This is a genomic window from Enterobacter cloacae complex sp. (assembly GCF_900322725.1).
Taxonomy (GTDB): Bacteria; Pseudomonadota; Gammaproteobacteria; order Enterobacterales; family Enterobacteriaceae; genus Enterobacter; species Enterobacter quasihormaechei.
In genome coordinates this window covers 751,676-764,507 of the sequence record NZ_LT991957.1, presented here as the reverse complement: position 1 = coordinate 764,507, position 12,832 = coordinate 751,676, and the positions used below count along the sequence as shown (strand labels likewise).

The window sequence follows — 12,832 nt, the reverse complement described above, 5'->3', positions numbered from 1 at the left end:
TCTTCTTGTTTTAAAAACAAATGACGTGAAAGGTAACATGTTACGTTACGCCGTGTGATCGCGCTTCCAATCCCCACAGGTGAGCGCGATGCAATTCTGCGAGGCGCTTTCCAGATTATAAAATTGGACTTTTTGTATTAACGAAACTTGCGGATAATACTTATCCGGACGACGACCAACAGGCCCCCTCAGGCCAGGGACACAGGATGAAACCGTTTCGCTTAGCCGCGCTCTCTCTCGCGCTGCTCACCACCTTTACGCTTGTCGGCTGTGATAACAGCGACGATAAACCTCAGGCCGCTGCGCCCGCAGCGTCTACGGCATCACAACAGAAAGCCCCGGAAAAAGCTGATCCTGAAAAGCTGGCTAAGCTGGCCGCGCAGAGTCAGGGCAAGGCGTTGACGCTGCTGGATGCTTCTGAAGTGCAACTCGACGGCGCCGCGACGCTGGTTCTGACCTTCTCTGTACCTCTGAAACCCGATCAGGATTTCGCCAAAACGGTGCACGTGGTGGATAAGAAAAGCGGGAAGGTGGACGGTGCATGGGAATTGGCGGCCAATCTTAAGGAGCTGCGCCTGCGCCACCTGGAGCCGAATCGTAATCTGGTCGTCACCGTTGAGCATGGCCTACAGGCACTGAATAACGCAACCTTCGATAAGAACTATGAAAAGGCGCTTACGACACGGGATATTGAGCCGACGGTCGGATTCGCCAGCCGCGGTTCGCTGCTGCCGGGCAAAGTGGTGGAAGGGTTGCCGGTGATGGCGCTTAACGTCAGCAACGTGGACGTCAACTTCTACCGCGTGAAGCCGGAGTCGCTGGCCTCGTTTGTCAGCCAGTGGGAGTACCGTAACTCGCTGACCAACTGGGAATCCGACAACCTGCTGAAGATGGCGGAACTGGTCTATACCGGCCGTTTCGACCTCAACCCGGCGCGCAACACGCGTGAAAAACTGCTTTTGCCGCTCAAAGAGATTAAGCCGCTCCAGCAGTCTGGCGTCTATATCGCCGTGATGAATCAGGCCGGTCACTATAATTACAGTAACGCCGCGACGCTCTTTACCTTAAGTGATATTGGGCTGTCCGCTCATCGTTATCATAACCGCCTGGACATCTTCACCCAGAGTCTTGAAAACGGTGCGGCGCAGTCAGGCGTGACCGTTACCCTGCTGAACGATAAAGGGCAGACCCTTGCCGAGGCGAACAGCGACGCCGACGGTCATGCAAAACTGAAAACCGATAAAGAAGCCGCACTGATCCTGGCCAGCAAAGACGGCCAGACCACGCTTCTTGACCTCAAGCTTCCGGCGCTGGATCTGGCAGAATTTGATATCGCCGGCAAGCCCGGGTACAGCAAGCAGTTCTTTATGTTTGGCCCGCGCGATCTCTATCGTCCGGGTGAAACGGTGATCCTTAACGGCCTTCTGCGCGACAGCGACGGAAAACCGCTTCCCGATCAGCCGGTAAAACTTGACGTGCTGCGTCCGGACGGACAGGTAGCACGTACGGTCGTTGTGCAACCCGAGAACGGTCTCTATCGCTTCAACTATCCGCTTGATAGCGGCGCCCAGACCGGCATGTGGCATATTCGTGCGAATACGGGCGATAACCAGCAGCGCATGTGGGATTTCCACGTCGAAGATTTTATGCCTGAGCGTATGGCGCTGAATCTGACCGGGCAAAAAACACCGGTTTCCCCGCAGGATAATGTGGACTTTAACGTTGTGGGCTATTACCTGTATGGCGCACCGGCTAACGGCAATGCTCTGCAAGGACAGCTTTTCCTGCGCCCGCTACGCGACGCCGTTCCTGCACTGCCTGGCTTCCAGTTTGGTGATATTGCCGAGGAAAACCTGAGCCGCAGCCTGGATGAAGTGCAGCTTACGCTGGACGAAAAGGGACGCGGGCAGGTAACCACCGAAAGCCAGTGGAAAGATACGCACTCGCCGCTGCAACTGATTTTGCAGGCCAGCCTGCTGGAATCAGGCGGGCGTCCGGTGACACGGCGCGCTGAGCAGGCTATCTGGCCTGCGGCTGAACTCCCGGGGATCCGCCCACAGTTCGCCAGCAAGGCCGTTTATGACTACCGTACCGATACCACCGTCAACCAGCCGATCGTCGATGAGAACAGCAACGCCAGCTTTGACATTGTCTATGCCGATGCCAGCGGGGCGAAAAAAGCGGCATCCGGCTTGCAGGTGCGTCTTATCCGTGAGCGCCGTGACTACTTCTGGAACTGGTCTGAGAGTGAGGGCTGGCAGTCGCAGTTCGATCAAAAAGATCTGGTTGAGGGCGAGCAGGAGCTTAACCTCAAGGCCGATGAAACCGGTAAAGTCACCTTCCCGGTGGAGTGGGGCTCATACCGTCTGGAAGTGAAAGCGCCTGATGACATGGTCAGCAGCGTGCGCTTCTGGGCCGGTTACAGCTGGCAGGATAACAGCGATGGCACGGGGGCTGCACGTCCAGACCGCGTAACGCTGAAGCTGGATAAACCCGCTTATCAGCCGGGCGATACCATTAACCTGCACATTGCGGCCCCGGCAGCAGGCAAGGGCTATGCGATGATCGAATCCAGCGAAGGACCGCTGTGGTGGAAAGAGATCGACGTGCCGGCAAACGGTCTGGATCTCTCTGTTCCGGTGGATAAAGCCTGGAAGCGTCACGATCTCTATCTCAGCACGCTGGTGGTTCGTCCCGGCGATAAATCCAAATCCGCCACGCCGAAGCGCGCGGTTGGATTGCTGCACCTGCCGATGGGCGACGAAAATCGTCGTCTCAACATTGCCCTTGAGAACCCGCAAAAAATGCGCCCGAACCAGACGCTCTCAGTGAAGGTGAAGGCCAGCGTGAAAGAGGGGGCTGTGCCGCAGAAAGTCAATGTGCTGGTCTCGGCTGTGGATAGCGGCGTGCTGAACATCACCGACTACGTTACGCCGGATCCGTGGGAAGCTTTCTTCGGCCAGAAGCGCTATGGCGCGGATATCTATGATGTTTACGGCCAGGTTATTGAGGGCCAGGGCCGCATGGCCGCACTGCGCTTTGGGGGGGATGGTGATGAACTGAAACGCGGCGGTAAGCCACCGGTGAACCATGTCACCATCATTGCCCAGCAGGCGCAGCCGGTAACGCTTGATGCCAATGGCGAAGGCACTATCACGCTGCCGATTGGTGATTTCAACGGCGAACTGCGTCTGATGGCGCAGGCCTGGACGGAAGACGATTTCGGCAGCAGCGAAAGCAAAGTCGTAGTGGCTGCGCCGGTTATCACCGAGCTTAACACGCCGCGGTTCCTGGCGAGCGGGGATACCTCAAGGCTGACGCTGGATCTGACGAACCTGACTGACAAGCCACAAACGCTCAATGTCGTATTAACCTCTACGGGCAAGCTGGCGATTGAAAGTAGCGCGCCGCCGCGTCCGGTTCAGCTAGAGCCCGGCGCGCGCAGCACGCTGTACATTCCGGTGCGCGCGCAGGACGGTTACGGTGAAGGGGAAGTCATCGCGCTTGTTACCGGGCTTCAGCTGCCGGGTGAAACGTTTGTCCCTCAGCACAAGAGCTGGAAGATAGGCGTGCGTCCCGCATACCCGGCGCAAACGGTGAATACCGGCGCCATGCTCAATCCCGGCGAGTCATGGACCGCGCCGGTGCAGCACAGCAGCGGCTTATCGACTGCCACTTTACAGGGGCAACTGCTGCTGAGCGGCAAACCGCCGCTGAACCTGGCGCGCTATATTCGTGAGCTACAGGCGTATCCGTACGGCTGTCTGGAACAAACCACCAGCGGCCTGTTCCTGTCGCTCTACACTAACGCCGCGCAGCTGGCGGCGCTGGGCATCAAGGGCGACACTGATGATAAACGCCGCGCCGCCATTGATATCGGGATCTCCCGCCTGCTGCAAATGCAGCGTGACGACGGTGGTTTTGCGCTGTGGGATAGAAATGGTCCGGAAGAGTACTGGCTGACCGCTTATGTGACGGATTTCCTGGTTCGTGCGGGAGAACAGGGCTACAGCGTTCCCGCTGACGCGGTCAATAAAGCCAATAACCGCCTGCTGCGCTATTTGCAGGATCCGGGCATGATGTCCATCCGCTACAGTGACGACACCCAGGCCAGCAAATTCGCCGTGCAGGCCTATGCTGCGCTGGTGCTGGCGCGCCAGCAAAAAGCGCCGCTTGGGGCATTGCGTGAAATCTGGGATCGTCAGGCCCAGGCTGCTTCCGGGCTCCCGCTGATGCAGCTGGGCGTGGCGCTGAAGCTGATGGGCGACGGGCCGCGCAGCCAGCAGGCGATGGATCAGGCGATGAAAACGCCGCGCAAAGAGAGCAAAACCTGGATTGCGGATTATGGCAGCCAGCTTCGCGATAACGCCCTGATGCTCGCCCTCCTTGAAGAGAATAAGCTACTGCCGGAGGCGCAAAATACGCTACTGAACGGCTTGTCTGAGCAGGCATTTAGCCAGCGCTGGCTCTCCACGCAGGAAAGTAACGCCCTGTTTCTTGCCGGACGTTCGCTGCAAAACCTCAGCGGCGCCTGGCAGGCCACCACCAGCCTCTCCGATCAGACGCTGAACAGTGAAAAATCGCAGGTTCAAAACGTGAACGGTGCTCAGCTTGACGGTTTGCAGGTCACCAACATCGGCGCCGCGCCGCTGTGGGTGCGCCTCGACAGTACCGGTTATCCGGAATATGCCCCGCAGCCATCTTCGAAGGTTCTGAGCATCCAGCGTCATATACTGTCCCTGGACGGCAGCACGAAATCGCTCTCATCGGTGAAGAGCGGGGAACTGGTTCTGGTGTGGCTGGAGGTGAAGGCCAGCCAGAACGTGCCGGATGCCCTGGTGGTGGATCTGCTCCCGGCAGGTCTGGAGCTGGAAAATCAGAATCTGGCGAGCAGCAGCGCCAGCCTTCCGGACAGTGGCAGTGAGGTGCAAAACCTGCTTAATCAGATGCAGCAGTCTGATATCCAGCACATGGAATTCCGCGACGATCGCTTTGTGGCCGCCGTGCCGGTCAACGAAGGTCAGCCGGTCACGCTGATCTATCTGGCACGTGCCGTTACGCCGGGAACCTATCAGGTGCCTGTTCCGATGGTCGAGTCCATGTACGTTCCGCAGTGGCGAGCAACGGGGGCGGCCAGTGGCCCGCTGATCGTTGTACCGTAAAATGCGGATAACGCGCCTGATTCGCTCCCGCTGGCTGTGGCTGGCGGGAGCGCTTCTCGTTTTAGGAGGGCTGGTTGTCGTCGCTGACCGCGTCTGGCCGTTGCCCCTGAAAGAGGTCAACCCTGCGCGAGTGGTCGTGGATGAGCAGGGCGTCCCGCTATGGCGTTTTGCCGACAGCGAAGGCATCTGGCGCTATCCGGTTACCATTGAAGACGTTTCCCCACGCTATCTGGAGGCGCTGATCCAGTATGAAGATCGCTGGTTCTGGAACCACTCTGGCGTCAATCCGCTTTCTGTACTGCGTGCCGCCTGGCAGGATCTCACTTCCGGGAGAGTCGTGTCAGGCGGGAGCACGCTGACCATGCAGGTGGCGCGCCTGCTTGATCCGCATCCGCGCACCTTTGGCGGCAAAATTCGCCAGCTGTGGCGGGCGATGCAGCTGGAGTGGCATCTCTCCAAGCGTGACATTCTTACGCTGTATCTAAACCGTGCCCCGTTTGGCGGCACGTTGCAGGGCGTGGGCGCTGCAAGCTGGACTTATCTTGGAAAGCCGCCCTCACGGCTGAGCTATTCCGACGCGGCGCTGCTGGCAGTGCTGCCGCAGGCGCCAAGCCGTCTGCGCCCGGACCGCTGGCCGGCGCGTGCGGAAGCGGCGCGTAACAAAGTGCTCGACCGCATGTTGACTCAGGGCGTCTGGTCAGAGAAACAGGTGAAAGAGTCCCGTGAAGAACCGGTGTGGCTGGCTCCCCGGCAGATGCCGCAGCTGGCGCCGCTCTTTTCACGCATGATGCTCAGTAAAAGTCGTGACACAAAAATAGTCACCACGCTGGATGCAGCCCTGCAAAGACAGCTTGAAGAGCTGGCAATGAACTGGAAATCGCGCCTGCCCGCCCGCAGTTCGCTGGCGATGATCGTTGTGGATCATACGTCTATGAAAGTACGTGGCTGGGTTGGTTCGGTAGATATCAACGATGACAGCCGTTTTAGCCACGTAGATATGGTCAATGCGATCCGATCCCCGGGATCGGTTCTCAAGCCATTCATCTATGGCATGGCGCTGGACGAGGGGCTCATCCATCCCGCCTCGCTGCTTCAGGATGTCCCAAGAAAAACGGGAGATTATCGTCCCGGCAACTTTGACAGTGGCTTTCACGGGCCGGTCAGCATGAGTGAAGCCCTGGTGCGTTCCCTCAACCTGCCTGCGGTGCAGGTACTGGAAGCGTACGGTCCAAAACGCTTTGCAGGCATGCTGAGCAACGCGGGATTACCGCTCATTCTCCCTGCGGGTGCGCAGCCCAATCTCTCCCTGATTCTGGGAGGCGCCGGGGCGCGCCTGGCTGATATCGCTGCCGCCTACAGCGCTTTTGCGCGTCAGGGTAAGGCGGGCCGACTGCGTTTACAGCCTGGCGATCCGCTGATCGAACGTCCGCTGCTGTCGCAGGGCGCGGCGTGGATTATTCGTCGCATACTTGCCAACGAAGCGCAGCCCCTGCCGGACAGCGCGCTGCCCCAGGTTGCGCCGCTGGCCTGGAAAACGGGCACCAGCTACGGCTACCGTGATGCCTGGGCCATCGGGGTGAATGCCCGCTATGTCATCGGTATCTGGACTGGACGTCCGGACGGTACGCCCGTTGCGGGGCAGTTTGGTTTCGCCAGCGCGGTTCCGCTCCTTAATCAGGTGAATAACATGCTTCAGTCACGCTCAATGGTGGATGAAGCGCGTCTGCCGCGCGATCCGCGTCCTGCCAGCGTTGGGCGGGGCGTGATTTGCTGGCCAGGCGGCCAGTTCCTGCCTGAAGGGAGCGAGAACTGTCGGCGTCGGCTGTCAACCTGGCTGCTTGAAGGCAGTGAACCGCCTACGCTGCTGTTGCCGGAACAGGAAGGCATTCGCGGGATCCGTTTTCCGGTCTGGCTGGATAAAGAAGGAAAACGCGTCGCGGCGGATTGTCCGGATGCCACAGAGAAAGTGCTGGATGTCTGGCCATTGCCGCTGGAGCCCTGGCTGCCAGCTGCCGAAAAACGGGCTGCTCGTCTCCCCGCCCGTTCCGGGGTTTGCCCCCCGCTGGATAACCATAATGCAGCACCGCTGATGTTGTCAGGCGTCAGGGAAGGGGCGGTCATTAAACGTCTTCCGGGCGAGAAAAATATGACCCTCTTCGTTTCAACCAGCGGCGGGGAGGGGCAGCGATGGTGGTTTTTGAACGGCGAGCCCCTAGACGGCCATCAAAAGAATTATTCATTACAATTATATTTGCCGGGTAAATATCAATTAATTGTATTAGATGAAACAGGACAAACGGCGACGGTGAATTTTGAATTAGATCGCTAAGTGTTACTCCTGAAGAGTTAGCTTGATAATTATCAATATTCGTTCCTGAAAAAAAACGAGAATGCGTTTTTATTTTCAGGAACGAGCAATGAAAAAAAATAAACATCAGGGAGAGGGGATTATTCCCGCCATATCCCGGCGTCAGTTTATTCAGGCAGGATCGGCGCTCGCCGCCCTGCCGTTTGTCATCAAAACGGGCAAAGCACAGGCACAGGGCGCGGCGGTATCGGACGCTACGCCTGAAGAAAAAGTGGTGCAAACCTGTAGCACGTTTGACTGCGGCGGTAAGTGCGATATTCGTGCTCACGTCAGTGAAGGCGTCGTGACCCGAATTTCAACGCGTCCGGATAACGCGCTGGATCCGCAAATGCCGGTGATGCGCGCCTGTGTTCGTGGTCGGGCTTATCGGAAATTTGTTTATCATCCCGATCGGCTAAAATATCCAATGAAACGAGTGGGTAAACGTGGTGAAGGAAAATTCGAGCGTATTACCTGGGATGAAGCCACCACGCTTATTGCGAATCATTTAAAAACCATTACGCAAAAATACGGTGCGGCTTCACGCTATGTTCATGTGGGTACGGCGGTTTCCGGCGGGACGTTCTCCGGCGATAAGATGGTTCGTCGTCTGCTGAACTTAACCGGCGGCTATCTCGAAAGCTATCACTCGGTCAGTATGGGTAACACGGCGGCAGCCACGCCGTATACCTACGGCACCGCCGCCAGCGGTAGCTCTCTGGACACGCTGCTGGACACCAAGCTGGTCATTCTCTGGGGGCATAACCCGACGGAAACGATCTTCGGGCACAGCAACCACTTCTATCAGAAGATGAAGCAAAACGGCACGCGCTTTATCGTTGTCGATCCGCGCTATTCCGATACGGTTTCCTCCCTGGCCGACCAGTGGATCCCGCTGCTCCCCACAACAGACAACGCCCTGATGGACGCGATGATGTACGTGATCGTCACGGAGAACCTGCACGATCGCGACTTTATTCAGCGCTATACCCTGGGCTTTGACGAAGACGCCATGCCAGAAAGCGTTCCGGCTAATGAATCCCTGATGGCTTATCTGAGCGGCGCAAAAGATGGCGTGGCGAAAACGCCCGAGTGGGCAGAGAAAATCACCCACGTGCCTGCGCAAACCATTCGTCAACTGGCGCGCGACTACGCAACCACCAAACCCGCCGCGCTGATCCAGGGCTGGGGGCCGCAGCGCCATAACTGCGGCGAGCGCACCGCACGCGGCTCGACGTTGCTGGCCACGCTGACGGGTAACGTCGGGGTGAAGGGCGGCTGGGCGGCAGGCTATGGCGGCTGCGCAAACCGGAAATTTGCCGCAGGCCCCGAAATGCCGGAAAACCCGGTGAAGGCCAAAATATCGGTAATGAACTGGGTGCAGGCCGCCGATGATGCTTCTAAGGTAACGGCGGAAGACGGCCTTAAAGATGCCGCGAAGCTGGACAGCAATATCCGCATCCTGTTCTCGCTGGCGGGCAATTATCTGGCTAATCAGAACCCGGATCTGCATCAGGCAACCCGTGTTCTGGAAGATGAGTCGAAAATCGAGTTCATCGTCGCAAGCGATCTGTTTATGACGCCGAGCGCCAGGTACGCCGACCTTCTCCTGCCGGAAACCAGCTTCATGGAACGCTGGAATATCGGCGAAACCTGGGGCACCGCAAGCTATCTCATCCTGTCAGAGAAGCTGATTGAATCCGAATTCGAACGCCGTTCAGATTACGACTGGCTGCGGGAAGTTGCTGCTAAGCTTGGCGTCGAACCTGCATTCAGCGAAGGCCGTGATGAAAAAGCGTGGATTGAGCACATCTGGGAACAGACGCGGCTCGCCATGCCAGACGAAAACCTGCCGGACTTCGCGACGCTTCAGAAAACGCGCCAGCACCTCTTCAAAAGCGCGCCTTTCGTCGCCTTTGAAGACAACATTCGCGATCCGCAGAATCATCCGTTCCCGACGCCCTCCGGTAAAATTGAGATCTTCTCGAAGCGTCTGTACGACATGCAACATCCGGAAATTCCGGCGCTGTCGCACTACGTGCCTGCCCATGAAGGGCCGGAAGACGAGCTGGCGAAACGCTTCCCGCTTCAGTTGATCACCTGGAAGGGGAAAAACCGCGCTAACTCCACCCAGTACGCCAACCCGTGGTTAATTGAGGCCCAACAGCAAAAGCTGTGGATCAACCCACAGGATGCGCAGAAGCGCGGCATTGCGCAGGGGGATACCGTGCGTATTCATAACGCTCGCGGCATTTGCGAGATCCCGGCGGAGGTCACACCGCGCATTATTCCAGGCGTTGTCGCCATGCAGGCTGGTGCCTGGTGGCAGCCGGACGCGCAGGGTATCGATAAGGGCGGCTGCGCGAACGTGCTCAGTTCTGCCCGTATTACCGCGCTTGCGAAAGGGAATTCCCATCAAACCATGCTGGTGGAGGTAGCTAAAGCATGAGTCAGTTTAAACACTACGCGCCGGTGAGCGACAAACAGCTGGGTTTTTATATCGACTCTTCTCGCTGCTCGGGCTGCAAGGCCTGCCAGGTGGCATGCAAAGATAAAAACAACCTTGAGGTCGGACGTCGTTTCCGTCGTGTTTATGAAGTGAACGGCGGGAGCTTTATCCCGACCGGGCAGGGCGGCGTCAGCAATAACGTTTTTGCCTACACGCTCTCTATTTCCTGTAACCACTGTGCAGACCCAATCTGCACCAAAAACTGTCCGACCACCGCGATGCATAAGCGTCCGGGGGACGGCATTGTGCGTGTTGATACGGATAAGTGCGTGGGTTGCGGGTACTGCGCGTGGTCTTGCCCTTACGGCGCGCCCCAGCTCAACGAGCAGACCGGGCAGATGTCCAAATGTGATTTCTGCGTGGATCTCCAGGCGAAGGGAGAACAGCCCGTCTGCGTGGCAACCTGTCCACTCGAAGCGATTAAATTCGGGCCGATTGATGAACTGCGGGCGAAGTATGGTGCGGTCTGTGATGTGAAAGGGTTACCTGATTCCTCCATCACCAAACCAAACCTGGTGATCAAAGCGCATCAGGGCGCAGAGAAAGAGGGGAAACGTCATGCATGAGTTACCGCTGCTGATTTTTACGCTGTTCCTGCAAGGATCGGTTGGCGTTACGCTCTGGCTGGCGTTCGGGGGCGCGTACGCTTCGCAACGTAGCGCGCTGCTTCCTGCTGTCGGCGCGTTTATGCTGGCAAGCCTTGGGCTGCTCGCCTCAGCGCTGCACATGGGCTATCCGCTTAATGCGCTTAACGCGCTGCGCCACGTCTCCAGCTCCTGGCTAAGCCGTGAGATCATCTTTGCCAGCCTTTACCTTGCGGCGCTTGGTTTCGCCGTGCTGCTGATGTTTGTCAAAAAGCCGGGCTGGAAGCCGCTGCTGGTTGTGGCAGGTCTGGTGGGTCTGGTCGACGTGTTCTGCATGGCGCAGATCTACATGCATGCGTCCGTGGTGACGTGGCAGCACATTAACACGCTGGTGCTGTTTATCGGCTCGGTGGGGATCATCGGCTCAGCCTGCATGGCCTGTGCGCCGCATGCCCGCATCAACGTCCGTGCGGCGGTGGGCATTGTCACGCTGCTGGTGCTTGTGCGTCTGGTGATGCAGCCCGTCTGGCTGGCGGACATCACTGCCATGGACAACGCCGTAGTGACGTTCCCTCACGCTCCGCTACGGATGCTGGAGCAACTGCGCACCGTGCATCTGCTGAGCTGGTGCGTTTCTGTTGCGGGTCTGCTGTGCTTTGCTGCGGGCGGCTTAAGAGTGGCGCGCGGCACAATGCTGCTGGGCAGCGCCTTGCTGATTGTGGGTGAGCTGATGCTGCGCTTCGTTTTCTTCAGTATTGGCTGATGGGCGGATTAACGTTTGCCCCGGCGATGGACGTGACGCATGCGTGCGTCCGTCGCCGTTTTCGCCACGCTTCCTGCTGCGCCTGTGCGGACGTTTGTCCTGCGCAGGCTTTTTCTTTTACGGACGCAGGCATCTCGGTTGATGAGAGCCGCTGTATTGAATGCGGTGACTGCCTGTTTGTCTGCCCTACGGAGGCGATCGCCGGCATCACGCCGCGAAAACGCTTTCTGTATGGCGATACGCTGGTTGGGCCTTTTACTGAACGCGCGCCCGGGGTGAATGAGCTGCTGCGCTGGCACGTGCAGCACCACGTTCGTTTTATCAGTATCGACGCGGAGCAGTACCCTGACTGGCTGCTGGCGATTGCCCGGCTCAATCTTGCGCTTCGTCGACGCGGTGAAGCGGCGTGGGCGTTTAAACTGATACCCGCCAGCGAGGTGAATATCGCCCGCCGCGCGCTGATGCACGTACCCCGCGAGGATGTCCGGGCCTGTAGCGTCGTGCCCGGTCAGCGTGAACTGCGCAGGGCGTTTTCTGCGTTTAGCGAGGCAGATATCACCCTCGACGCCGGAACGTGCGTACTGTGCGGCGCGTGCTGGCGGAGCTGTACGGAAAACGCGATTCGGTTCGAGAACGCTGAACTGGTCGTGGACACCGGGCGCTGTACCGGCTGCGGCGGCTGCGAAGCAGTGTGCCAGCATGGGGCGATAAAAGTGACGCAAACAGAGGGGACAGCGAAAAGCGTGGCCATACCGGCATATGAAGCCGTTTGCCTGGCGTGCCACCGTCATTTCTGGTCATTTACGCCTGATCAAAAGCAGTGTCCGCTCTGTTTTCACCATCAATACGGTATGCGAAATACGGGCTGTTGCTAATCTTCGTCTCATTTTAAAAAAATGTTATGCATAACCATAGGCAATGGCGCTATTGCTCTTTATAATCCGCGCCACACCATACTCAGGTATGCAAAAACAACAGAACATTTTACAGAGGTTATCAATGGCTATTGAACGTACTTTTTCCATCATCAAACCAAACGCGGTGGCAAAAAACGTTATTGGCAGCATCTTCGCTCGCTTTGAATCAGCAGGGTTTAAGATCGTTGGCACCAAAATGCTGCACCTGACCGTTGAGCAGGCTCGCGGTTTCTACGCTGAGCACGAAGGTCGCCCATTCTTTGACGGTCTGGTCGAGTTCATGACTTCTGGCCCAATCGTGGTATCCGTACTGGAAGGCGAAAACGCGGTACAGCGTCACCGTGACCTGCTGGGTGCAACCAACCCGGACAACGCGCTGGCCGGTACTCTGCGCGCCGACTATGCAGACAGCTTCACCGAGAACGGCACCCACGGTTCCGACTCCGTTGAATCTGCTGCGCGCGAAATCGCATTCTTCTTCGCTGAAGGCGAAGTGTGCCCGCGCACTCGCTAATTATTTCGTAAATGCCGCGTGCAAACGTGGCATCCC

General features: G+C 57.9%; 7 protein-coding genes. All 7 read left to right on the top strand.

Annotated features, from left to right (window positions below; all coding sequences use genetic code 11):
* The first annotated feature begins 206 nt into the window (after nt 1-206).
* The 7 genes from DBR02_RS03980 to ndk all read left to right on the top strand — a co-directional run bounded on the left by DBR02_RS03980 (nt 207) and on the right by ndk (nt 12,796).
* A complete protein-coding gene (locus DBR02_RS03980) occupies nt 207-5,162 on the top strand; it encodes an alpha-2-macroglobulin family protein (RefSeq protein WP_107533518.1) in 4,956 nt (1,651 codons plus the stop codon).
* A 1-nt stretch (nt 5,163) separates the two neighbouring features.
* Nucleotides 5,164-7,491 (top strand): peptidoglycan glycosyltransferase PbpC, encoded by a 2,328-nt coding sequence (pbpC, locus tag DBR02_RS03975; RefSeq protein WP_107533517.1) that lies wholly within the window; start codon nt 5,164-5,166, stop codon nt 7,489-7,491.
* A gap of 88 nt (nt 7,492-7,579) precedes the next feature.
* Nucleotides 7,580-9,958, top strand: coding sequence for a DMSO/selenate family reductase complex A subunit (locus tag DBR02_RS03970; RefSeq protein WP_305765384.1), 2,379 nt, complete (start codon nt 7,580-7,582; stop codon nt 9,956-9,958).
* On the top strand, nt 9,955-10,584 hold the full coding sequence (locus DBR02_RS03965) for a DMSO/selenate family reductase complex B subunit (protein WP_022649006.1): 630 nt from the start codon (nt 9,955-9,957) through the stop codon (nt 10,582-10,584). The genes DBR02_RS03970 and DBR02_RS03965 overlap by 4 nt, the downstream gene beginning before the upstream one ends.
* Nucleotides 10,577-11,365: a dimethyl sulfoxide reductase anchor subunit family protein gene (locus tag DBR02_RS03960; protein ID WP_107533515.1), complete on the top strand. Its 789-nt coding sequence runs from the start codon at nt 10,577-10,579 to the stop codon at nt 11,363-11,365. Before DBR02_RS03965 ends, DBR02_RS03960 begins: the two co-directional genes overlap by 8 nt.
* Nucleotides 11,365-12,240, top strand: coding sequence for a 4Fe-4S binding protein (locus tag DBR02_RS03955; RefSeq protein WP_107533514.1), 876 nt, complete (start codon nt 11,365-11,367; stop codon nt 12,238-12,240). The genes DBR02_RS03960 and DBR02_RS03955 overlap by 1 nt, the downstream gene beginning before the upstream one ends.
* A gap of 124 nt (nt 12,241-12,364) precedes the next feature.
* Complete coding sequence (gene ndk, locus DBR02_RS03950) at nt 12,365-12,796, top strand: nucleoside-diphosphate kinase (RefSeq protein WP_003860625.1); 432 nt, start codon at nt 12,365-12,367, stop codon at nt 12,794-12,796.
* Nucleotides 12,797-12,832 lie beyond the last annotated feature (36 nt).